Annotated in this window: 21 protein-coding genes and 1 tRNA gene; 15 read left to right on the top strand and 7 right to left on the bottom strand. The window is 48.7% G+C overall.

Annotation, left to right across the window (positions count from 1 at the left end):
* Nucleotides 1-112 precede the first annotated feature (112 nt).
* A complete protein-coding gene (locus tag MWU63_RS13050) occupies nt 113-475 on the bottom strand; it encodes a hypothetical protein (RefSeq protein ID WP_247078187.1) in 363 nt (120 codons plus the stop codon).
* Between the two features lie 282 nt (nt 476-757).
* Here MWU63_RS13050 and MWU63_RS13045 point away from each other — a divergent pair, with 282 nt between their 5' ends.
* The 5 genes from MWU63_RS13045 (at nt 758) to MWU63_RS13025 (ending at nt 9,158) form a co-directional block, all read left to right on the top strand.
* On the top strand, nt 758-1,285 hold the full coding sequence (locus tag MWU63_RS13045) for a hypothetical protein (protein ID WP_247078185.1): 528 nt from the start codon (nt 758-760) through the stop codon (nt 1,283-1,285).
* A gap of 498 nt (nt 1,286-1,783) precedes the next feature.
* Nucleotides 1,784-1,969 carry an ATP-binding protein gene (locus tag MWU63_RS13040; RefSeq protein WP_247078183.1) on the top strand — a complete coding sequence of 62 codons (186 nt, stop codon included), beginning with the start codon at nt 1,784-1,786 and terminating at the stop codon, nt 1,967-1,969.
* A gap of 24 nt (nt 1,970-1,993) precedes the next feature.
* Nucleotides 1,994-2,713: a hypothetical protein gene (locus tag MWU63_RS13035; protein ID WP_247078181.1), complete on the top strand. Its 720-nt coding sequence runs from the start codon at nt 1,994-1,996 to the stop codon at nt 2,711-2,713.
* Between the two features lie 856 nt (nt 2,714-3,569).
* Complete coding sequence (locus MWU63_RS13030; protein WP_247078171.1) at nt 3,570-6,596, top strand: TrlF family AAA-like ATPase; 3,027 nt, start codon at nt 3,570-3,572, stop codon at nt 6,594-6,596.
* Between the two features lie 1,986 nt (nt 6,597-8,582).
* The gene (locus tag MWU63_RS13025) at nt 8,583-9,158 is read left to right on the top strand and encodes a hypothetical protein (RefSeq protein WP_247078169.1); all 576 of its coding nucleotides are present in this window, start codon (nt 8,583-8,585) and stop codon (nt 9,156-9,158) included.
* Here the strand turns inward: MWU63_RS13025 and MWU63_RS13020 are convergent.
* Together MWU63_RS13020 and MWU63_RS13015 are read right to left on the bottom strand one after the other, a co-directional pair.
* Nucleotides 9,155-10,705 carry a recombinase family protein gene (locus MWU63_RS13020; RefSeq protein ID WP_281496563.1) on the bottom strand — a complete coding sequence of 517 codons (1,551 nt, stop codon included), beginning with the start codon at nt 10,703-10,705 and terminating at the stop codon, nt 9,155-9,157. The two genes, MWU63_RS13025 and MWU63_RS13020, sit on opposite strands and share 4 nt — an antisense overlap.
* A 200-nt stretch (nt 10,706-10,905) precedes the next feature.
* The gene (locus MWU63_RS13015) at nt 10,906-12,078 is read right to left on the bottom strand and encodes a DUF87 domain-containing protein (protein WP_247078165.1); all 1,173 of its coding nucleotides are present in this window, start codon (nt 12,076-12,078) and stop codon (nt 10,906-10,908) included.
* 197 nt (nt 12,079-12,275) lie between these two features.
* On the opposite strand from MWU63_RS13015, the gene MWU63_RS13010 reads away from it, so the two are divergent.
* The 8 genes from MWU63_RS13010 (at nt 12,276) to MWU63_RS12975 (ending at nt 18,912) form a co-directional block, all read left to right on the top strand.
* Complete coding sequence (locus MWU63_RS13010) at nt 12,276-12,803, top strand: DUF3768 domain-containing protein (protein ID WP_247078155.1); 528 nt, start codon at nt 12,276-12,278, stop codon at nt 12,801-12,803.
* A complete protein-coding gene (locus MWU63_RS13005; RefSeq protein ID WP_247078153.1) occupies nt 12,803-13,147 on the top strand; it encodes a hypothetical protein in 345 nt (114 codons plus the stop codon). Before MWU63_RS13010 ends, MWU63_RS13005 begins: the two co-directional genes overlap by 1 nt.
* Before the next feature lie 318 nt (nt 13,148-13,465).
* Nucleotides 13,466-13,816, top strand: a complete 351-nt coding sequence (locus MWU63_RS13000) for a helix-turn-helix transcriptional regulator (RefSeq protein ID WP_247078151.1) — start codon at nt 13,466-13,468, stop codon at nt 13,814-13,816.
* The gene (locus MWU63_RS12995) at nt 13,806-14,291 is read left to right on the top strand and encodes a hypothetical protein (protein WP_247078149.1); all 486 of its coding nucleotides are present in this window, start codon (nt 13,806-13,808) and stop codon (nt 14,289-14,291) included. Before MWU63_RS13000 ends, MWU63_RS12995 begins: the two co-directional genes overlap by 11 nt.
* A gap of 393 nt (nt 14,292-14,684) precedes the next feature.
* On the top strand, nt 14,685-15,335 hold the full coding sequence (locus tag MWU63_RS12990) for a hypothetical protein (RefSeq protein WP_247078147.1): 651 nt from the start codon (nt 14,685-14,687) through the stop codon (nt 15,333-15,335).
* Nucleotides 15,336-15,554: 219 nt separating this feature from the next.
* On the top strand, nt 15,555-15,914 hold the full coding sequence (locus MWU63_RS12985) for a hypothetical protein (protein WP_247078145.1): 360 nt from the start codon (nt 15,555-15,557) through the stop codon (nt 15,912-15,914).
* Nucleotides 15,911-17,989 carry a type IV secretory system conjugative DNA transfer family protein gene (locus MWU63_RS12980; RefSeq protein WP_247078143.1) on the top strand — a complete coding sequence of 693 codons (2,079 nt, stop codon included), beginning with the start codon at nt 15,911-15,913 and terminating at the stop codon, nt 17,987-17,989. The genes MWU63_RS12985 and MWU63_RS12980 overlap by 4 nt, the downstream gene beginning before the upstream one ends.
* A gap of 20 nt (nt 17,990-18,009) precedes the next feature.
* Nucleotides 18,010-18,912, top strand: a complete 903-nt coding sequence (locus MWU63_RS12975) for a replication-relaxation family protein (protein ID WP_247078141.1) — start codon at nt 18,010-18,012, stop codon at nt 18,910-18,912.
* A 42-nt stretch (nt 18,913-18,954) separates the two neighbouring features.
* On the opposite strand, the gene MWU63_RS12970 is transcribed toward MWU63_RS12975, so the two are convergent.
* A complete protein-coding gene (locus MWU63_RS12970; RefSeq protein WP_213887030.1) occupies nt 18,955-19,155 on the bottom strand; it encodes an AlpA family phage regulatory protein in 201 nt (66 codons plus the stop codon).
* Between the two features lie 385 nt (nt 19,156-19,540).
* Between MWU63_RS12970 and MWU63_RS12965 the strand changes: the two genes are divergently transcribed.
* Nucleotides 19,541-19,617, top strand: a tRNA-Arg gene (locus tag MWU63_RS12965).
* A gap of 35 nt (nt 19,618-19,652) precedes the next feature.
* On the opposite strand, the gene MWU63_RS12960 is transcribed toward MWU63_RS12965, so the two are convergent.
* Nucleotides 19,653-20,090 (bottom strand): hypothetical protein, encoded by a 438-nt coding sequence (locus MWU63_RS12960; RefSeq protein ID WP_213890244.1) that lies wholly within the window; start codon nt 20,088-20,090, stop codon nt 19,653-19,655.
* A 334-nt stretch (nt 20,091-20,424) separates the two neighbouring features.
* Between MWU63_RS12960 and MWU63_RS12955 the strand changes: the two genes are divergently transcribed.
* A complete protein-coding gene (locus MWU63_RS12955; protein ID WP_247078132.1) occupies nt 20,425-21,213 on the top strand; it encodes an inositol monophosphatase family protein in 789 nt (262 codons plus the stop codon).
* Nucleotides 21,214-21,229: 16 nt separating this feature from the next.
* On the opposite strand, the gene MWU63_RS12950 is transcribed toward MWU63_RS12955, so the two are convergent.
* Nucleotides 21,230-21,934, bottom strand: a complete 705-nt coding sequence (locus tag MWU63_RS12950; protein WP_247078130.1) for a helix-turn-helix domain-containing protein — start codon at nt 21,932-21,934, stop codon at nt 21,230-21,232.
* Between the two features lie 101 nt (nt 21,935-22,035).
* Nucleotides 22,036-22,314 carry a hypothetical protein gene (locus tag MWU63_RS12945; RefSeq protein ID WP_213890306.1) on the bottom strand — a complete coding sequence of 93 codons (279 nt, stop codon included), beginning with the start codon at nt 22,312-22,314 and terminating at the stop codon, nt 22,036-22,038.
* Between the last annotated feature and the right edge of the window lie 26 nt (nt 22,315-22,340).

The raw sequence follows: 22,340 nt of genomic DNA, 5'->3' as shown, positions 1-22,340 counted from the left end.
CAAGCTAAGGGCTTCATTCGAACTGACTATTGCGATTGATGGGTATGGTTCCGAATAGCAGCATTTGGTATGATCTGCATACTGGTAAGAAGCAGCCTTGTGTCCGGTCTGTTTACGCGGTTTTCGACCGCTGGCCTAGATGGGGTTCGCGAACCAAGTTCCTTTCTGTTTTGTGGGCAGTGACGCCCAGGATATTAGATGGGTTGTTTTGGTTTTGTGACTGATTTGTGCACCAATATTTTGTAGGTCTTGCTGTTTTTTGTTCCTCAATTTTTTCGGGCTGTTCTCGGCGTGTAAGGCTCGTTTTTGTCAAAACTGCCAAGACGATCCAAGCTGTTTTGTTCGCCATTGCAACAGACGCTACACAGGCGGGTTTGCGTTCAAACTGCGCCGCCAACCATTTGCTTGCTCTTTCCGGATGGAAGCGCTGCTGCCTGACAAGCGACGTCACTCCCACCACGAGCAACTGGCGCACGTATTGGTTACCCGCAGAAGATACAGATTGGATTTACACACGGGGCTATCCTGTACTTCAGAGAGACTGAATTGGTTCGGAGTTCAAGACGGACCAAGATGCGCCGGGGCAGCAGCCTTGGTAAATTGAGCATTCCATTACTGCCATCATTCCTGATATGGTTGATGCAATACGGTTTGGCCGAAGAACAAAAGCGGCTCTTTGAGTTTAAGGTCCACCGGAAATTCATTCAAACTTCCGGCACCGGTTTTCAAATGTTCACGCCTTAGAAGGATTAAATTCATGTTTCGACTGTTTACCTATGTAATCTTGATGTTTTCAGCCAGTTTCGCAAACGCGGGAAACTTTGAGGTGACGGCCAGGAACATGCTGCCCAACGAACATCTTACGCAGCTTGTAATTGCTCCAACAACCAAAGATCGTTTCTTTTTTAGGTCTGATGGTCGACTGACAGCCGCTGCCCGAGTATTTGCGATTGAAGGTAACCCGGATCAGCTTGCGCGTAGGATTGGTCGTAAAGCCGTTATTGGCGACGGGACAGCAACGATTGACGGCTTCCCGGGACAGACGCTTCCACTTGGTGCAGCTGTCTTTACAATGCAAACCCGAGCAAACAGACTAAGAATAATGGCGATGATCGGACCTGAGATAGAGCCTGACAGCTTCGTAATAGGTGTTGCAGATCTTTCAGAAGGCGCGGAGGTCGTAGTTCCTCTCGCCCGATACGACCTCGGTGTGAACGAGGGCACGAACACTCGTGTACTGGTTAGTCGGGGTGACATCGTCGTCACCTTCCGCAGACTAGATTGAAAGAATGCTGCCCCGGCCATGTTGGGGTTTACCGGCGCGCTAGGGGAAAGCACCTCTCGATTTTTCTACAATTCGCGACGCGGACAGGCGGGTGAAGACCCCACCCGCCTAGGAACGTGCCTCGTTCTGGGGACTCCTTTGAGCGCCGAGAACAAAGAAAACAGTTAGCATCGTAGTGTGCGCCGATTGTGTCCTCAATCTGCGGTCGACTATTCCGCCGTTCCTACTGCGTCATTCTTACTGGGTATTTGATGCTTTAGGTTTTTCTTCCATTGAGGCGCAGGTTTCTGACCCACTGGTTCGCGATTTACAAAAAAGTTCGATAAGTGGGTCTAGTTTTGAGTTTCAAAATTGAGAAAATAAAAAGGCTCAGGTTGGCCAAGCCTTAACCGGTGCGTCACCAGCTGTCAGGCACCTCGTCTGATGCCAGGCATTTCCATGTACCAAAATTACGAAAATGCTTAGCGTAAGATAGCTTGATTTTGGTATACTCAACCTATGATTACTCGTGAAAAGCTACTTGACCGCGCACAAAATGGTGTCCGAGAAAACAAGACATTGGATTTTAAATCGGAATTCAACCTTGCCCAAAGGGGTGACTGGTGTGAGATCATCAAAGACATAGTTGCTTTTGCCAACTCGGGTGGCGGTGTGCTTGTGATTGGACTGAACGATAGTGGGTAACCGTCGAGAACTGATGTTGCCCCAGTGCTGGCGATTGACCCAGCTGACGTGACAAACCGCATCGCAAGATACACTGGACACCAATTTTCGGATTTTGAAATCCACGGTTTACAACGTGAAGAACATCCTATTGCGGCGATCATTGTTTTTGGAGCGAACACACCAATGGTTTTTGAATTGCCTGGAACGTATGAAGTCGAGCCTGGACGTCAAAAAACTGCGTTCTCGAAGGGTACGGTTTACTTTCGCCATGGAGCGAAGAGTGAACCAGGTACGATGAATGATCTAAGGCAGTGGCGAGACCGTGAGTTGGAAAAAACTAGAGAAAGCTGGCTCGGTGGAATCAGGCAGGTTGTTGAGGCGCCGTCTGGTCACACAATTCAGATTGTCAGGGAAGCTGATGCAGACGGGGGAATCATAAATGCTAGGATTGGTAACGATCCCGGTGCGGCAGCTTTTCGGCCAAATAACGCTGAAGAACTTTGGCCATACCGCCAAACTCAATTGATCGATCGAGTCCTCAGGGAACTACCTGACGGCACTAGGTTTAATGGGCATGATATCTTGTGCATTAGAACTCAGCACAACATCCAGCCTGAAAACAGGCCGGAATTGGTATTCAAGCCTCACGAAAACGCATCTCCCCAATACAGCGAGGAGTTTGCGGAATGGATAGTTGATCAACAAACCGGCAACCAAAATTTCTTTACTCAGACTAGGCAGCAATATCGTGATACTCACTAATTTCTCGCGATTACGCCATATCCCTTAATTCATCAGCACGCTGAACTTTCAGATTCTTCTTCCACTGAGGCGTAGGTTTCTGACCCACTGGTTTGTGATCTTTGCAAAAAAGTTCGATAAGTGGGTCGATATGGTTCACATTCGCAAAATTTGCTACTTGGCAGGGGTAGACAAGAACCACCGCTCTGTTGAGCGATGGTTTCGGTTCGAGAACAAAGCGCAGAACTGCACGAAAGTGAACGTTATTCTGTACAGCCTTGAGGAGAATCGAACTCATGGTACGATACACCCGTACTATATTAGGTGAACTACAGATATGGCTTGGAATGACGAACTAGAGGCGGGATCATCAGCGCACGGCATCGCAGGTTCTGAACATGACCGGATGCGGGTTATAGCGGGTCCTGGTACGCAAGATGACACCAGATGAGTTATCTGAATCCTTAAAAGTTACTCAGTCAATCATTGAAGGGTATCTTGCCAGAAAAAATTAGGCTGACTCTGGCAAACCTTTACCATAACTCTGATGCTTTAGATTTTTCTTCCATTGAGGCTCAGGTTTCTGACCCACTGGTTTGCGCGATTTGCAAAAAAGTTCGATAAGTGGGTCGATATGGTTCACATTCGCAAAATTTGCCATTTGGTGGCAGTAGACAAAAAGACCGCCTATTTTGAGCGGTCTTTTTGTGAGTAAATTGGGAAAATTGCATCAAAAATGGCAAACAACCCAAGGGAAATCGAACTTTCTTCCTTTGCCCTGATACTCCCACTTAGAGAACGTAAATGTGATGTTTTGCAGAGCGTTCAACTAAAGGTATAGTGATATGACAATACGAAACAACTTTTAGAGAAAAATATGAAAAGTAAACTATTTCCAAAAGGATCAGAATGGCGGATATGGGATTTGCATGTTCATAGCCCAGCCTCAGACGGCGTGAACGGTGGGTTTGATGATTTCGTTATTCAATTAGGTAACTCGAAGTGCGATGTCATTGGTATCAATGATTACTTCTCAGTCGCGGGTTACAAGATTGTTCAAGCTTATCTGGATGGCTCGCAATCACCGGAAATTACTAGTGACGCATTTCTGGACGGCCTCGAAAAGTTACGAAAAAAAAAGCTGATTCCTGTGGTCGAGTGCAGGATGGCAAACATTGTCCAAAGCCGTCACGGTGGTACACCACGGATAAATTTCCACATAATTTTTGATGACAATTTACCAGTTGAAGAAATTGAATCATTCGTCAAATCGATGGAGTTGAGTGACAACACTAGAATCGGAAGCCGCTATGGCGATCGCAAGTTTTTGTTGGCTGATGTTCAGGTGGATTTTAACAAAACCGTAAACGAATTGCGAAATAACCCCACGTTGAAGGACAGCCATCTGATCTGGATCCCCTACGATGAATATGGTGGTATCGATGAGATTGACCCTGTTTCTAGCCCAATGTTCAAACAGGAGCTCGTGAAGAAGGCTGATATTCTGGGATCATCAAACAAGAAGCAGTCCGACTTCTTTTTGTGGAAAGATAAAAAGTATTCTGAAGAACAATACCTGAAATGGTTTAAGCGTAAAAAACCTTGCGTTAAGGGTAGCGATTCACATTCACTGAAGGATCCGATCGGAAATTTGAAAGACGAAAATTCCGTTCCCACAGACAAGTTTTGTTGGATCAAAGCGGATCCAACGTTCCAAGGACTCAAACAAATCGTTCATGAGCCTCAGAAACGTGTGTTCATAGGTGAATTGCCAACGAAACTCGAACATTTTGAAAGTCGAAGATCGAATTATTTAGCTAGTATTGAAGTTCAGAGAGTTGACGGCAAAGCTTCAAATGACTGGTTCGACGTGAACCTAGAAATCAACCACGATATGGTAGCAGTGATTGGCAACAAGGGTAACGGGAAGAGTGCCCTTTTGGACATTATCGCCTTAGCCGGAAATGCTAGGAATTCTGGATATTTTTCATTTCTTAGTAAAGGAAAATTCCGTGAAAAAGGAGGGCGGCTAGCAGAACAATTTGAGGTGCGAGCGACTTGGGCGGACGGAACAAAAACGACTAAAAATCTAAATGATGATCCAGATCCACTTAAGCCAGAGAAAATCCGGTACTTACCGCAATCATATTTGGAAAAGATCTGCACTGAGACGTCACCAGGGATAAAGAGTCTTTTCCAAACTGAGATAAAGAATGTAATTTTTTCTCATATTGAACGGCACGACAGGTTGGAAAAAGAATCACTTGATGACCTTATCGATTATCATGATGAAGAGATCCAAGATCGGATTTCGAGGATCAAAGCGGAGATCCGAAAACTCAATTTTGACATTGTAAAACTGGAGGAGCGGGCGGCGCCGATTACCCTGAGGAAGTTAGAGTTAGAGCTCGTCGAAAAAAAGGAGCACCTGAGAGTTTTTGATGAAAAACAAAAATTGGTACCGGCCGTTCCGGCACCTCCAGAAGAAAAGTCTGGATCTGAGCTATCGGAACTCCGCAAGTCTATTGAAGATAAGAAAGGACGCCTAGAGGTTCTTGATCGAGAAATTGAAATTGCGCACGCTAAGAAGCTTGAATTGGCACAAAAGCAGGCCCGGCTCGGGAAGATTCTGGAAAAGTTGAAAAGTCTTGATGAAACCGTAGAATCATCAATTTCTGAGATAGTAAACGAACTAGCGCTATTCGAAATCGACGTAAAAAAAGTAATCTCATACTCGGTAGATACGACTGGCATAACTACTTTGAATCAATTGCTTTCTGCCGAGCTCGTGGTCGTTAACGATCAACTTAACCCTGCAATTGCTACAGGTTGGTTGTTTGAAAAGAGTAAATTGAACAAAGAAGTTGCAGCGCTACAAAAAGCGTTGGATGAACCTTCCAAAAGATACCAAACCTACCAGGGGGTGCTCAAGGCAGCCGGAAAAAGGCGAATTGAACTTATTGGTGATGAGACGACGTTGGGGACTATCGAGTACATATCCCACCAAATCAAAAACCATAAAGGCCTTCCTTCGAAAATCGAAAATCTAAAATTAAAAAGGACACAACTGACAGAAAAGATTCATTCTGAATTGTTAAATATTCAAGAGATTCACAAGAGACTGTTTTCTCCATTGTCGCGCCTTATTGGTGAACATCCAATAATTAAGGAGCAAATGAAGTTAAGTTTTCATACGAGCATCAACGCCGCTCAATTGGTCGAGAATTTGTTTGAGGAGTATATTCGTCAGGACGTTGTTGGCACGTTTCAGGGCAAGGAAGATGGCATGGGTCGGCTTGAGGAAGCCCTGGACAATTCAGATCTGCAGGACATGCACTCGGTTACCAAACTAGCCAGACAACTAGAAGATCAACTGCTCAAAGACCATCGTCAAGCGTCTCCAAAAACGATCGACGTAGAAAAGCAATTTCGAAAGGGCAAAGGACGAAAAGAAATCTACGATTATCTTTGGTCGCTTGAGTATCTGAATCCAGAATTCTCATTGCAAATGGATGGGAAAGATCTCAGTCAACTTTCACCTGGAGAAAGAGGTTTACTTCTGTTGGTATTCTTCCTGCTTTTGGACAAAGGCGAGATTCCAATAGTGATAGATCAACCTGAGGAAAATTTGGATAATCAAACTGTTTTCAGTCTACTTGCCCCTGCAATTCAAGAAGTCAAAACTCGTCGTCAGGTGATAATGGTAACGCATAGCCCAAACATAGCAGTTGTGTGCGACGCTGAACAAATAATTTTGTCTGAAATTGATCGAACTCACGGAAACAAGGTCAAATATGAGTCCGGCTCAATTGAGTCCTATAGTCTGAACCAGGCGGCGCTGGATGTCTTGGAAGGTACGTTGCCCTCTTTCAAAAACCGAGGTGAAAAGTATTACGCAAAGTAGTCTGCGAAGGTGTTTTTTCCTGGTAATGCATCTGACCCATGAAGTACTCATCAATAATCGGAATTTCTGGCATGTTCATGTGACAATAATTTTGTTTTTGCATTGGATTTCGGAAAATTCTTACTCCACGACTCTGGGTCGACCACCCACGGCCACGAGTTATCCTTCTGCATCCTCAGATACATACACTTCATAAGCTCTAGGTGCTGCTGCACATGAAAATCTGGATCTTCTTCCATTTTTGAATCCTATCAAGAATCCTGAAAGAGTCAGCGTTGCGAGTCTTGGACTCTGTGGTGTGAGGAGTCTTTGGTTAACCCATTTGCACTCTATGCGTATGGGGTGGTCTGGTTTTGGAGTCAGAATTTGAGAATATAAAAAGGCCGGATGAATCTAGCCTTTCTAGATTTCTTCCGACCATGCAATATGAAATGCTACTTCATTTATACGGGGTGAACTCCCTCAGGGAGAAGTTCCCACCAAGACCCAATCTTGTACCAACGAGGCACAAACTTTTTTACATTACGGTCATATATTTCGATCAGCATATATTTCTCACGCATCTCATTCTCCTCGGTTGATAGATTCAAAAAGTTAAATCCAAATTCCCAAGGACAACGTCTGCTGTTAGTAAACCAAATCATGCCGCATCTGGCAAATCGACATCTGGATTTTGATGCTTTAGGTTTTTCTTCCATTGAGGCTCAGGTTTATGACCCACTGGTTTGCGAGATTTGCAAAAAAGTTCGATAAGTGGGTCGATATGGTTCACATTCGCAAAATTTGCCATTCGGTGGCAGTAGTCAAGAAAACCGTTCAATCGAACGGTTTTCTTATGCATTCGTTAGGGACAAATGGGCCTATTCCACACCAATCCAATTTTCGAAGCATCAGACAGTAATCCATAAACCTTGAATTTTTAACATATTTCAGTGTACGGTTTCGCTGCCTTGGCTGTGTATCACTGCGAGAGCAGATCGGCCGGGTATTGCTGAAACTACTAAAGGAGGCTGAGATGGGCTTTATTGTTCAATTTTGCTTCCACCTGGTGGTCGTAATATGCGCAGATATTGTGCTACATTATGGCTGGCTCATGGTGGGAGCTTCTCACATCACTACATAGGTAACTCATATCTAGGTTTCCTATGTGCCCGGGCCATTCGTGGCTCGGGCAATTTAGTTTCCAAAAAATAAAAAGGCCTCGGGGTGGTATCAACACACCCGAGGCCAAATCTCTGAGCCAATGCCGCCCGTCAAGGGCAATCCCAACATCAATTCAACTTGAAAGTTAGAACCTGGCTCATCGATCAAAGCTGAAACGTTCCAAAGGAACATCACCAAACCAATCTAGACCCACAGAGCACTTGAATCAAGCGTCTCGGTGTATTGGTCAGATCAAGTTTTGCTGACACTACATTTGGTGCTCCAATGAATCCAACCTTACCACATGTGCCGCAGCTCGCAAGCTGTTGCATGTCGTATTTGATGAAAAATCTCTCCGACCAGCTTTGATGTAATACTATGAAAGTTAAATTTTGTGCGGTTTTACAAATGTTGGTAACCTACTGCCGTCATTTTGACGATTTTCATTCAAGGTAATTGATGCTCATATTGAGTTAAAGGCTTTCGGAAAATCAGATTGTTTCTCAAAAAATAACTCAAACAGGCTCTTGGTTCTCTTCAAATAATAAAAGTTGGATCTGTGTGCCGATGCGGGTCACATTGTCTAGACCAGTTCATTCGCATGAAACGCGTATGGGTGGGGCTTGTTTTGGGTTTCAAAATTGAAATAATAAAAAGGCTCAATGTTTGCCCGAGCCGTAGCCGGTGCGTCACCAGCCGGCATACGTAGCATCGCAATGACGTCCGATGTATCATAGTCATATGAGCAACCCAGTCAGATTTTGTGTAACAACGACGGAACGTCTTCGCGCAGCGTCGTGGCGGTTATGGACCCAACCGTCCCAGTGGGGTGAAGAAGTCTACTTGGCCTGTCGTGAACTTGGCGGCACAATACATACAAGTTTTCATGCTTCAGGTAAATGGCATACAACATTTTCCGCAGAGGCGGCGGCAAAGCTACCGCTGGATCCTTCTTCAAACTCGAGGCGGCGGCGAATAGAGGAATGGCCACGGCCTTCTGAAGTGAAACCGGGTATCATCCTCGCCTACAAAATACTGACACCATGGTCTTCCGCCACTTCGCCACTTTCTAAAGGCATGAAGAACGCTGTTCAGATTCCGAACGCTACAATCGGTAAGGCAAACGAGACAATGATCCTGATGGTCAAACCAAGTCTGAATTTGGATGTACAAAATGCTGATATAATAGCTGAGCTATCGCTTGCAGATGCTGGTCGTCTGGTAGTCATCAATCACGAAATAGCGATGCCTAAAATAAATATCCCCAAAAAACCTGCAGTAAATTTTTTTCGAGGAAAGACTAAGTCAGACCTTGAGGGTGGTAGCCTTCGAGCGCTTGTCTTTTCTGATGATCATAACGGTCATCGCATGATAATTGACGGCGTAGTTCAATACAAAGGCAATGAAGAAAAACACTAGACAGTGTCATTCAAACGGCCATCGGTCGGATGTTGATACTTTAGGTTCTTTTTCCATTGCGGTTCAGTTTTTGGACCCGCTGGTTTGCGAGATTTGCAAAAAAGTTCGATAAGTGGGTCGATATGGTTCACCAAAGGGGACAGTTCGGAAAATTCTTGGCTTTGAAGCCAAGAATGTGGCTTTAGACAGGGCTCTTTTCCGACCACTGTCCGGTTCGAGAAGCAATTCTTAACCAAAGATCGTTTTTCCGCTGGTTCCGCTGAAATATGAAGCCTGGAAAGGTTTTTCATCAGTTCGATGAAGATTTCCATCTGTTCGATTGAAAGATGGTTTCGGTCTGCGTCCTTCCGATTTTCTTCTAGCTGCGCTAGCTCTAATGCGAGCGTTCTCTTGCGATCATTGAAATCTGCTTTTCCGATTGTGCCATCAATGAGCAAATCAGTCAGTCGGCTCAGCCGCTCACGCGTATGATCAAGGCGCAATTCGATCGATCGAATGTGTGTTTCTCTCTGGTTGCTCTCGATCCATGCCAGCCAGTCGTTCCGCAATTTTTCTGCCTGAGCTTCGCACAATTCTAACAATCCCAAAGCGGCTTGGACTGCTTGATCAATTGCGTCTTCGCGGACAGTTTTGGTGGCGCACTCAGGTTTCTGGCATCGGTAATACACCCAGCCTTTTTGACGTTCTGGCGACATTGGGCCATCGCAAAGACCGCATCGAAACAGACCACGGTATTGATGATTGTGTCGGGTCACTTTCTTACCGGCTTTTCCAGCTTTGATATCTTGAACGCGCTGAAATGTTTTCATTTCAACCAATGGCTTATGAACGCCCTGGAACGTTGCACCAGTACGTTTGATCACGATAAGGCCGGTGTAGAACGGGTTTGCGAGAATGGTTTCGATACCATGCTGACTAAGTGGCTTGCCTGCATGGTTGCGCAGCCCACGACGTTCAGCCTCATTCATCAGTGACCTAATAGAGAAACGTCCACTGGCGTATAGTTGAATGGTATCGTGAACGAGTGGCCCTTTGACTGGGCAAATCGTTTTTGGCTGCCCACGTCCATTGTCCAAATACCCAATCGGTGCACGGAACGGATACAGCCCCTGCTTCAGTCGTCCATTAAGCCCTTTGATACATTCTTCGCGCAGATTGCGGATGTAGTCGGCAGCAATTACGGCCTGAATATCAGCGGTCAGACGCCCTCCACGCGAGTTGAAGTCCAAACTTTCGGTGGCGATGTAGACGTCGACTCCCGCATCAGGCAATTCCGATACGATCGCCCAGTCCCTAAGGTTCCTCGCAGACCTGTCAATTTTATGCATGATCAGACCGGACGCGGCACCGTGCTTAAGCTGCTTCAGCATCGCGTTAAAAATCGGCCTCCCGCTTTTAGCAGCGGTTTCCTTTTCCTCGAACCATTTGGTGACGGTAAGGTTGTTTTGACTCGCAAAAGCCTCGATTGCATCTTTTTGAGCCTCGAGTGACACTCCTTCACCTTGTTTCTGGGTGGATACTCGAATGTATCCAAAGCACGGTTTCATATGTCGTTTTGTTTGTCGCCTGACTCTACCAAATCCTCAGATTTTTGCGAATCCTTGCCGTCTTTCCAGGGCCAGGATCCGTCGGCGAGCATGCGCAAATAGATACGTTTGCAAAGCTCAAGATGCTGTTGAAGATGATCGTCTTTGTTCATGAGGATCAGGTTACCGGAACCAGGAGAAGATAAAAGACAGCCGCATTTTCAATTCCCGCGTGTTGGTGGCGGAAACCCGGTCATTGTGAAGGGTTTTGTCTGTTCACCCTCAACCATAAGTCGGACAAAGGCCCGGTGATTTGGCTGAGTGATCAGGTCTCTGGGATCTAAGTTTCCAAGCTGTTTTGCTAAGATCGGCGCATCACTGGCCCCGACACGAAAGCTGATCAAACTACCCGCGTTCCCCATGATTGAGGCAAAGACGGAAGCGCCGGCCTGCTGGGTATGTTGCTGGCAGAGGACAATCCCAAGCTTGTATTTACGGGTTTCTGAGAGCAGATCCGCGATCGTCTCGGTGGTAAACGAATGAAACTCATCGACGTAAAGCATGAACGGGCGACGATCAGGTTCAGGGATGGAGTGACGCGTGAACGCCGCGTGCGTGATACTTGAGACCAGCAAGCCGCCCAGGACATTGGCCACGTCTGCGCCAAGCTGGCCCTTGGACAGGTTCACAATCAGTATTTTTCCTTCATCCATGATCTGACGAAACCTGAGTGGCGTTTCAGGCTCACAGATTGCTTTGCGCACAATCGGGTGCGCCAGAAACGCGCCAAGCTTGTTGGCGATTGGAGCCAGCCCATCGGCGGCGTTTTTGTAGTTCATCGCGGGCAGCTCTTTGGTCCAGAACTGCAGGACCTGCGGGTCAGAAACATGGGATATGACGTCTTTGCGAAACTCCCGCTCGAGATAGAGTCGGAGAATGTCGCGCAGATCGGTCTGAGGCAGCTCGAGAAGCGCCAGAATGGCATATCGCAATAGGTGTTCCATCCGCACCCCCCAGGCGTCGGTCCATTGCTTTTTGAGCGTTTCGATGAGGCCAGACGTGATCAGTGGACGCAAAGCCGGGCTGGTTCTGGTCAGCGGATTGTATCCAAGCGGGCTGCTCGCATCGGCAACGTCCCAGTAGATATGATTTTCTTCTAATGAGCCTGACAACGATTTGGCGAGATCACCGTGAGGATCAATGAGACAAAACCCGGTAAGACGCTTTGCATCCTGCAGTGCCATATTGAGAAGAAGTGTGGATTTCCCAGTTCCGGTTTGGCCAATAACATAAAGATGTGAGAACCGGTCAGTCTGATGAATGCCAAAGGGAAAATCCCCATAGCGGTAATGTGCCATACCAAGCCTGGTGATTGGGTTGTAGAAATCTGCCATCCCAGACAGTTTGCCCGAAGGCATAGTGTGGAAATACACCACCCAAAACGGGTTCTGCACGATTTGCAAAATTTGCGAGTTGGGTGGTCTTTTCGAATTTCGCATGTGCGTCAGAATACGTGCAGATCAGTTCTTTTCTCTCCTTGCCAGCGGTGCGCCTGAACTCCTTCGGGCCCACCTCAAGCAAGGAGAGAGACATGCCAAAAGATATTGATGTATGCGATCTGGTCGGTGCTTATCCGGTCTGCGGTCTTTGTGGAGCGCGCAATGTTGTGCGTGATGCCTGGGCTGAATGGAGCATGGCATCCGGGGACTGGGTGTTAAAGACGGTGTTTGACGATTTTGCCTGCGACAAATGCGGCGAAGTCAATGAACCGGTCTGGAAGGTCGACAAGGACTTCCGGAAAAAGCGTATTTGTCGGCTGAATGACGCTCTGAGGCAGGGTCAGGCCACAAATGCGACGGTTGTGGTGACTGCGGGTCTTAAAGCCATGGGGGACGCTTTTCTGGCGCGTACAAGCCAGTCTGTGCGGGACTATCAAAGCTTTACCGAAGACAATGACCCACACGGCGAGCATGACTTTGGTGCGATCACGGTGGAAGATCAAAAGATCTTCTGGAAGATTGATTACTTTGATCTGAAGCTCGAGATGCATTCACCCGATGCGGCAAATCCAGTCCTAACGCATCGCGTGTTAACGATCATGTTGGCCAGTGAATATTGATGGCACGTAAGAAACGTTTCCTGAGTGTTGCTGACAAAGAAGAGGCGTTTCGGATCGCAACCCGGGCACTGCCAAAATGGTATGCGAGAGAGATCACGCTCGGTATGCGCGATGATGAGCTCGCCAACGCCTTGGAACGGGTTCTTGGTATCTTTGGCGAAAGTTGCGGTCCGGGGCGGCTCGATGTGGCGCACCAGGCTTCCGGCCTGAAGATCTGGGCGGGCTGGCATATCGTGAACCATCACCAGGAACGTCCGATCTTTCAGGGGTGCGAGACCCTGGCGATGGCGCGCTACATTTACGGGATCGCGGACCCGGACGATACCCAGATACCGCTTCTGTAACAAAGGCCCGCCCCAAAAATGGGGCGGGCTGTTTTGTAGTCGATGGGTGTCGCACTCTCTGCGAATGCGGGGGTCTGGTTTTGGTTTGTGAATTCGACGACAATGACACTCTCTGGATTTGAAAACGGGTTTTGCCACTTCGGGGCTCGGGTCGGGAGATGCGAAACGGGCTTTGCCCTTTCGCGCGTCAATGTATCTCGCGGCTCCGGCCTCGGTGGCAAAGGCAAAACCCGTTTTCATCAAATGCGACCGAGGGGTGGTATTGTAGATTGAGAGCGGGAGTTATTATTGGCCATTATTCAGTAACCAAACAATGCTATGTTTGAAGAGTTCATTTTAGACCTGAAGGTCGCCCGCAAAAAGTCGGGCCTCACTCAGGAAGATTGCGGTCACCTGATTGGTGGCTCAAACCACAAGATCAGCCAGTTGGAACGCGGGGAACGCCCCCCGACGATCCAGGAGATCTGTGCGCTTTCACTTATATACGGGCGCAACTTTGAAAGTCTTTTTGGCGAGATGTTTACTGAGGTGCGCAAAGATTTGGCAGAGAACCTCGAAACTTTGCCGGATCCGGTTGCAGAACGTCCTGGAGGGTTTAACCGAGCCAGTACGCTTAAAGCCCTTGAACGGAGATTACAGGAAGAATCCCATCCGCGGTATGCCGGGTGAGGGTGGGCGGGTTCTGTCGGTCGCTGTGCGCACAGGGCGCATGGCCTGTGTGGTTATTGATGACGGCAACCTGATCATTTGGGATGCGTCACGCAAAGCGGTTAAGACAGAAGCGCAAGCCGCCAGAAAACTGCGGCGCTGGATCTGTGAGTTCAGACCAGATGTTCTCGTGACAGAAAACCCTGACAGCGCGGGACAAAAACGCGGGGCGCAACTTAGGATCCTGAAGACATTAGGGACTGTCGCGGAAGATCAACCCATCCTCAACATGATGGTGCGACGGCAAAAGCATTTTAAGAATGCCTATCTCGAAGCTGAAGACCTCGGGCAACAGTTTCCGGATATTAAGCATCTGGTACCCAAAAAACCGCCGATCTGGAAAAGTGAACCTTACAATCTGGCGTGTTTTGAAGCCCTGGCCTTGGCGCGGGATGCAGGCTTGCTGGAGCCTTTAGGGGGCGATGAGTTGGAGTAGGTCGCCATTAGGAGACGAGCTACCTGTCGCCAAATAGCTTTCCTAGTTCAGCAAATTGGAACGGATCAATACCCCCATAGAACACCCCCAACCTCTATGGGGATCACGTATGGGGATACATCCCTGAACGCTTGAGAGCATAGCAGAACAGGAAACCCGCTTTCTTAGCCATGACTTCATCCACTTTCGTGGATGATATGCGCGGTGTCTCCACACCGCTCGTCTTCCTCAGTCAACTGCTGCAAAGCAAAGCCAATACAAAGAAACTGTTCCTTTCCTGATTACGCCCGTCTAGGCTTTGAGTAACAATAAGAATCCATTTGAGAACGATGCAGTTTGAATAAGGAATGGTGGAGGAAAACTCTGCCTATTTTTGACTGGGGGATTTTTAAAATGGACTATGTTTTTGGACGTATCGTTCTTGCTTTTCTTGGACTTGTCAGCGCCAGCCTTTTAGTCGTCGGTGTGATCATTGCGATCTCGGCCGCAGGGGGCGCGGGTTATTCTCTGCGACAGAGCTACGGTGTGGCGATTCCTGCGTCCATTCTCGCGGCTATTCCAGGTATGATCATCGCATTGGTCGGGCTGGTACTGTTGGCCATGGTGGATCACTACATGGCAACGCTTGATAGTGCGACAGCCACAAAGAAAATGCTTCGGGTCGCGGAAGATCAGCTAAAAGTATCGCGGCAAGCACTAAAGATCGGCGTCCTTTCTGTCCCTGGTTATGCTGAGATGGCACCCGACGAGCAAGGAAGGTTACTTGGAAATGGCAAGACGAGTCGAAACGGTTTCTTTGGTCTTTTTACCAAGAGCGGACGAGGATCTCGCACATCTACCGCTGCTTCATCTCAAAGTGACAGGGGTAAGAACAGCCGAGAAAAATTGAATGGGACTGTAGCTTCCGATTCGGCGATTGGTCAAAAGGATGAAGCCACTTCAGGGTTTCGTCAGGTCGATCGGTCCGAGCCGATCCTATCCAATCCTAAGCAACCCGAGACCGTACCACTGGAACGACGGGCCGATAATAGTGGCGATGTTTGAAGGTCTGGCGCATGGGGTTCCTTGGTACGGTGTTCGTCGGATTTGGGTTCATCTTTCTCATTTGCGGCCTCTTTGCTTTCTGGTTTCCACCGGTTGCATTTATATTCTTCGTTCCGGGGACCGCCTTTGTGATGATAGGCCAACTCTTGCGCCGGAAAGCTCGTCAGATCCGTTTACGCCGAGAGATGGGGGATCGATGGTAAGGGGCCGGGCTTACATATGAGGATCAAAATTACCCACAATGACGTAACTGTCGGTGGCCTTTTTAGGCGCACCATGCATGAAGTTTGTGTACGTGTGGACTTCACGCATGAGGAAAAACAAATCATTCGCCAGCGTGATCTCATGGAAACCAAGATCATGGATCGCCGACCAGCGAATGCGCGTGATGATGACCCGGATGACTGGTTTGAACTGCGGCTAAAACACCTGGTTCGACGTAAGACTGACCGGTTCAAATGCGCGACACCTTCTGAAGCCAAAATATATGAAGAAACGCTCATCGATGCGCTGCGGATGGTGAAACTCTGGCTCGGTGACAATGCTGACCCGGCTGAGGGACGGATTATCGAGCTATGATGGATCGTGACCCGTTCTACGCAATTGGCGAGATCATCATATACTTGATGCTCCTTAGTTTGATTTTGTCTCTGGCTTTTCTTATGACGCCCCTCTTTCTAATCGCGGTTCCAGTTTGGGCGGGATATCGATTGCTGCGGCACAGTCCACTCTTGGCGGAAATTTCCGCCCGACGCGAAACTATGGCGCTTTACCGCCACGCGAGACGCGGGCGTGATCGTTTGAGCGACGCAGAGATAGAAACTGCGCTGGCATCCAGCTTTCCTCCGGATGTTCCGGAAAGTTTGCGCATCCAGCTTATCGAGGTTGGGAAAGCGATCTTTGCTGATGAAGGGCTCAGTCCGGAGATCCCGCGACCACCAGCACTTCACAATACGGTGGAAGCCGCGCGCTACAGGGACCAGTTGGCGCGAATTGGCCAGGCGCGCGGCGATCGGAACATGTCGTTGACGGCACTTAAAATCATCTCCCAAGCACTGGCTCCGATCGCCAATGCGGTACCGCCGATTGAAGGCGATGTGTTGGTTGGGGTGACTCAATTCACACACCCGCTCGGCCAGGCAATCCAGAATGTTATTGCGCCGTTTTTCCAGGACAACGACTACACGCTCTTCAAAGGCTTGAAGGAACGGCTTGGTGCAAACCTGACTGCCACGCATCGTACCAGCCCAGTATACCCGGTCGACTTTAAGGGCGACGATGTAGTTGAGACCTATCTCCGGGGAACTTATCTCAAGGAGATTTTCAAGCTCAAAACGCCCTTCGCCATCCCCGAGGAAAGGAGGTTCGAACACACCCACATCGTGGCGGGTTCCGGCCATGGTAAAACCCAGACATTGCAATACTTCATTGCGAAAGACCTGGAAGATGTGGCGCGGGGCGACAAATCCGTCGTGGTGATTGATAGCCAGGGCGATCTCATCAATACGATCCTCAAGGCAAAAACCCTGCCACCTGAGCAGATTGTACTGATTGACCCAGAGGATATTGCCTACCCCGTCAGCCTCAACCTGTTCTCGGTCGGCCAGGACCGGCTCAACAGCTACAATGATCTCGAGCGTGAGCGTCTGACCAATTCGATTATTGAGCTTTATGACTTTGTGCTGGGCTCGCTTTTGTCTGCAGGCATGACCGCCAAACAAAGTGTGGTGTTTCGCTATGTGACACGGTTGATGTTCCACATTCCTGACGCCACCATTCATACGCTGCGCGAACTGATGGAGGCCGGTGGCACCGACAAGTACCGCGATCACATCGCCAAACTGGACGGCACGCCGCGGCGGTTCTTTGAGACCGAGTTTGACAGCAAAGAGTTCACCAACACCAAAACGCAAGTGCTGCGTCGCCTGTACGGGGTCTTGGAAAACCAGACGTTTGAGAGGATGTTCACCAACCCGCAATCGAAGTTCGACATGTTTACCGAACTCAATGCCGGCAAGCTCATTCTGGTCAACACCTCAAAGTCGCTGTTGAAGGAACAGGGCACCGAGATCTTCGGACGGTTCTTTATCGCGCTGATTGCCCAGGCTGCTCAGGAACGCGCCACGCTACCAGCCCGCGATCGTCTTCCAGCCATGGTTTATATCGATGAAGCCCAAGATTACTTTGACCAGAACATCGGCATCATTCTGAGCCAGGCGCGCAAATTCCGCGTTGGGATGATTATGGCACATCAGTATCTGGGCCAGCTCAGCAACGGCCTGCAAGAGGCCTTTGAGGCCAACACCTCAATCAAACTGGCCGGAGGTGTTTCGGCGCGGGACGCACGTGCTTTGGCCGGGCAAATGTCAGCGGATGCTGATCTCATTCAACGCCAGCCGAAAGGTACATTTGCAACCTTCGTGCGCGGCCTCACGGAACGCGCTGTCCCAATCAGCTTTCCCTTCTTTGTGATGGAAGAGCTTCCCCGTGCCACAAAAGAAGAAATTGCGGCGATAAAGGCACACAGCCGTTCGGCCTATGCAGAACCATGGCAACGCAAGGTAGAAGATAGCGACACATCAAGCGATGGTCCGCCAAAACCTCCTGAGAAAAACGACCCGGAAGACCCGACAAATCCTTCGCCGGAGCTTTAGATCCAGCTAACCTGACGCCTATGCGACAGGCACAAAAACAAACAGACAGGTTGGGTCGTGCGACCTTCCATCATATCCCGCCGCAAGAGGGCGTGCGGCCTACGCTGCGTGAACTGCGTTGGCTCAAGCACATAGAGCGTCACGGCCCGCAAAACTCTGCATATCTCTTCGAGCTGACCAGAGACACGCATCGCTGCAGGGACACGGCTCTCAGACAAATGCAAAAGCTGCGGGCAGGCGGAGTCCTGAGACTTCCACATCAGCAACGTGCAACAGAGTTCGCGGAGTTCAATCCATACATCTATGACCTGACAAAAAAAGCGCAGGACCATCTTTTTGATCTCGGAATATCAGAGCCCACGATTCGCCCCACCGGACACTGGGGTCATGGGTACATGACGTCGTGCGTCACAAGCTCCATCGATATCGCGGCCGCACGCGAAGGTGTGCGTTATATCCCTGCACATGACATCCTCGCAATCAAGGACGCCTCGCTGGCCATCCCAATTGGCGGACAAAAACTTATCCCGGATCAGCTCTTTGCCCTTGATTATGGTAGCAGCTACCGCGTCTTTGCGCTCGAGGTTGATCGCGGGACAGAACCGAAGACGTCCACAGTTGCGCGTAAGAGCTATGCGTCTTCAATTGAGATGTATCGGCTTTTGATTGAACGGCAGATTTACAAATCCCACTACGGGCTCAAGGCAAGCTTGCTGGTGCTTTGGGTGTTCACCAACAGAACAAACGAGGCTCGGTTTTTGGAAATGATGCGCGCACAAGGTGGTGGTGCGAAAGCATTTGTCCTGACTCAGGTAATTCAAGGCACACAAGAACCACGGATGCCATCGAAAGTTTGGACCAATCTATATCATGAACCCTGGACGAGAGTCTCCTATGGTGAGGTTTTGCTCACAAATGATTAAAAAATGGGTGACCAGAAATGTGCACATCTGGTCACCCGGCTCCTATTCAGGAGTGTCGGTCAGGTCGTCTCGGCGCTCCAGCCGGTGCTGAAGCCAGTCCAGAACTTCATCCTCTACCCATCCCACTCTGTTTGGACCAAGCTGTACCCGCTTGGGGAATTGACCGGCCTTTTCCAGACGTGCGACATGTTGCGGTGAATAAAGAACCAACTCCTTCAGCTGGGGTTTTGAAAGTATCCTCATCACGATATCTCCATCTCTGAAGAGCATCGCGATGCCCAAGGTTACGACAATACCCAGGCGGGATCAGGCTAGCAGCAGAAATGCTTCGTGGCGAGGGAAACAGAAAACTTCATAGCCAAAGGATAATTTTAACCGAGGAAACGTTGTCGCTTGGTCTAGGTGACAGGCAATTTGGCGATTAGGACACGGTGCTAGCCAAAATTGTTCATTGTACGCTTTTATCTTCGGCAAGCTTGTTTTTAGTTCGAGCAATCATGCAATTGATCGGATGTTTCGACTAGTATAGTTCGTGGCTAGCCGTGAATCGTTAGATGTATGCAGAAAAAAGAGACTAAAAAGAGACTAAGATATTTTTGTAAATCATAAGTGATTGAAATTAAACAAAGGCCCCGTAGCTCAGCAGGATAGAGCGACCGCCTCCTAAGCGGTAGGCCAGTGGTTCGAATCCACTCGGGGTCACCATAAATTTGTTAATATTCTTTTAGGAAAAGACGGGCTTAGTCCGAGATATCCCTGCTAACGTGCAGTCGGAATGCCAGATTATCGTCGCGCTTATCCGGTGCCACTGATGGAGCTGACCATTCAAGTATCTTGCTTGCATCAGTGATAACTGTTTCAAACCAGTTCAGAGCTTCGGCTGTGGTGCAGTTTTTGCGGCAATAGTTGTTTATCCATGGTGCGATATTGTAGGCGATGACTTCGTCTTTTTCATAGGCGTGTGCCAGAAAAATCGCTTTTACAAAGGTGTGGACAGCAAACTCTTTTGGTTCAGCACACAGGGTAAGACAGTCTACCTCAATCGCAGATTCAACCAATTTTACCTGATCAGAAAATTCTACCTCACCAGGCTTAAGCTGATCTGACTTCGGGTTTGTAATACCCGTTACATATGTTGTCGTTGTGTCCGACCGATTGCCAACCATAATTTTCCTCATTCGCCGAATCGTTTCATTCGCACAACCATCACGTGATTGTTTGCGTTAACGCAATAGGATGAATTAAGGTTTTGGTAAAGGTTTTACATGATGTTGCGGAGTTCCCACAGCAAGATTTATGTTAGAGGTCAAATATTTGCGTTCGATGGGTGTTTCTTTTTCTCATTTAGTGAATCCAAATATTTTCTCAAACTTTCCCGTTATGGCTGAATATGGGCTGTTGATAACATCTCTTCAAATTGGAAGGTAAATATTTCATGGTTATCCGGTGTTTGCTTGGAGTAGTTTGTTTTTATAGTAAACGCCCTCGTTGAAACTATAAAAAGGAAGTTCGATGCCCACTAGCGAGAGAGCAGAGAAAGCCTCTGAGATAGCAACTGCGGCAGGTGCGTTGGCGCTACGATACTTTAGACAACTCGAAAGTCTGACTGTCGAAGAAAAAGGGCATCAGGATTTCGTCAGCCAGGCAGACCGCGATGTCGAAACTTTTGTGCGCGATGAGCTAAGCAAAATGTTTCCCGAAGACTCTATCGTCGGCGAAGAACACGCCCCGACAATTGGAAGTTCTGGTTTCACCTGGGTTATTGATCCGATCGATGGCACAGCCAACTTTGTGAACGGCATTCCCATATGGACGGTCGTTTTGGCAGGTGTTCGCAGTGGCCAGACAGAACTAGGGGTTATCTATGATCCCTGCTATGACGAAACATATTCTGCAGTCGCGGGTCAGGGCGCTTCACTTAACGGTCGAAAGTTGCAAATGGCGACCGACAAAAGGCTTTCTGACGGGTCAATTGGCGTTGGGTATTCCAACCGAACCAGCCCTGATGTGACCTGCAAACTCATCAGATCACTGCTTGATGAAGGCAGCGTTTTTCAGCGGAACGCATCAGGTGCGTTATCGCTGGCCTATGTCGCGGCAGGGCGCTTGCTGGGATATTCCGAGGAACATATGAATGCCTGGGACTGTTTGGCTGGCCAGTTACTGATTTCTGAGGCAGGCGGGTGCGTCGAAGAGCAGAATGCCGATCATATGATCGCCACAGGTGGCCGCGTAATAGTTGGCGGAAAAGGAGTCTTCAAGCATCTGGTGCGTATTTCTGAAGCCGCATTTGACGGATAAGGGCCCCGGCTTGGGCTTAAACCATTTTAATCACGTCTTTTTCGATCGCCAGCATGTACCCACGTCGCGCAATGTTTTTGACTAACAGATCGCTTACCATTTGATTTCCCAATGTATCACGAAGACGTTTGATCCGGGTGGCACCTGCCGCTTCATCACAGTCAAACGCTGATTTTCCCGTGATCACCGATTCAATCTCGGCGCCTGACAAAACCTCGTCATCCATCCGCGCCTCTGCCAGCACAGACAGGGTCTCAAGCGCGGCTTCGGTCAGTTTGAATTCCATATTGTTCAGATAAACCGTGTTTTCCTCGCGGCTGATCAACAGGGAAGAAACCTGAATACCAGCACGCTCGATCTCTGACATACGACGGTTGAGCGTGAGTATGGTGACCAGAAACACCAATGCCGCGATAAGCAACGAGGTGGCGAAAACCAACAGAACGAAAATGATCGTCCGGTAAGACGCAAGCGTATCGGAAAAGGCGGTTCCAGACTGCGCCAGTATCTCCAGCAGCTTGATCTCAGCCGTGGACGTCAGGTCATCATTTTCAATAAAGATCTGCTCAACGCGGCTGTCAAAGGCATTTGCGTCAGGCAGGTTGAGAAACAGCAGAACCGCAGCAACCAACAAAATCGTAACAATCGCCACAAGCCCGATCACGACTGTACGGTTGCCGTGTAATCTGCCAGCAGCTAACTTTGTTTGCGTTTCAATCACGGATATTCCCTTTTGCCCTTCCGGCACCGCAGCTCAGATTTCCCGGAAACTGCGCCCCCAACCTTAAGACATGTAATACTTCGTTTTCGCCAATCCAATTATCAATAACGAAGATAGAATGGCCCTGCACTGGCTCTGCGTTCTGCCAGCCCGCTTTCGTCAAAGACCGAAACAACATTCAGCAACTTCCAGCCGTCAGCCCGTAACCGCGCTGCGATCTGTCCCCGCGCAGCGGCCACGGTGCAGGCACTGTCCGGCAATTCAATCACCCCATAATGCAGACGAAGCGGATTGTCCTGCTTGGCCTTGTAGTCGGCGTAGCAGGCTGCGCTGGCGGGCGAGGCGCTGAGAAGCGCAAGGATCAGGAAAAGTTTTTTCATCATGAGGGCGAGAATGGCGAACGCGG

The sequence above is a fragment of the Pseudohalocynthiibacter sp. F2068 genome (genome assembly GCF_023015645.1).
GTDB lineage: Bacteria > Pseudomonadota > Alphaproteobacteria > Rhodobacterales > Rhodobacteraceae > Pseudohalocynthiibacter > Pseudohalocynthiibacter aestuariivivens.
Note: the sequence above shows the minus strand (reverse complement) of the source record. Positions and strands in the feature narration are given on the sequence as shown.

Coding starts and splice junctions, on each gene's coding strand:
- MWU63_RS12985 (WP_247078145.1), top strand. CDS start 15,555: ATGAGGATCAAAATTACCCACAATGACGTAACTGTCGGTGGCCTTTTT.
- MWU63_RS12975 (WP_247078141.1), top strand. CDS start 18,010: ATGCGACAGGCACAAAAACAAACAGACAGGTTGGGTCGTGCGACCTTC.
- MWU63_RS12990 (WP_247078147.1), top strand. CDS start 14,685: ATGGACTATGTTTTTGGACGTATCGTTCTTGCTTTTCTTGGACTTGTC.
- MWU63_RS13020 (WP_281496563.1), bottom strand. CDS start 10,705: ATGAAACCGTGCTTTGGATACATTCGAGTATCCACCCAGAAACAAGGT.
- MWU63_RS12980 (WP_247078143.1), top strand. CDS start 15,911: ATGATGGATCGTGACCCGTTCTACGCAATTGGCGAGATCATCATATAC.
- MWU63_RS12970 (WP_213887030.1), bottom strand. CDS start 19,155: ATGAGGATACTTTCAAAACCCCAGCTGAAGGAGTTGGTTCTTTATTCA.
- MWU63_RS13015 (WP_247078165.1), bottom strand. CDS start 12,078: ATGGCAGATTTCTACAACCCAATCACCAGGCTTGGTATGGCACATTAC.
- MWU63_RS13005 (WP_247078153.1), top strand. CDS start 12,803: ATGGCACGTAAGAAACGTTTCCTGAGTGTTGCTGACAAAGAAGAGGCG.
- MWU63_RS13040 (WP_247078183.1), top strand. CDS start 1,784: ATGATTACTCGTGAAAAGCTACTTGACCGCGCACAAAATGGTGTCCGA.
- MWU63_RS13045 (WP_247078185.1), top strand. CDS start 758: ATGTTTCGACTGTTTACCTATGTAATCTTGATGTTTTCAGCCAGTTTC.
- MWU63_RS13000 (WP_247078151.1), top strand. CDS start 13,466: ATGTTTGAAGAGTTCATTTTAGACCTGAAGGTCGCCCGCAAAAAGTCG.
- MWU63_RS13030 (WP_247078171.1), top strand. CDS start 3,570: ATGAAAAGTAAACTATTTCCAAAAGGATCAGAATGGCGGATATGGGAT.
- MWU63_RS12955 (WP_247078132.1), top strand. CDS start 20,425: ATGCCCACTAGCGAGAGAGCAGAGAAAGCCTCTGAGATAGCAACTGCG.
- MWU63_RS12945 (WP_213890306.1), bottom strand. CDS start 22,314: ATGAAAAAACTTTTCCTGATCCTTGCGCTTCTCAGCGCCTCGCCCGCC.
- MWU63_RS12960 (WP_213890244.1), bottom strand. CDS start 20,090: ATGAGGAAAATTATGGTTGGCAATCGGTCGGACACAACGACAACATAT.
- MWU63_RS12995 (WP_247078149.1), top strand. CDS start 13,806: ATGCCGGGTGAGGGTGGGCGGGTTCTGTCGGTCGCTGTGCGCACAGGG.
- MWU63_RS13010 (WP_247078155.1), top strand. CDS start 12,276: ATGCCAAAAGATATTGATGTATGCGATCTGGTCGGTGCTTATCCGGTC.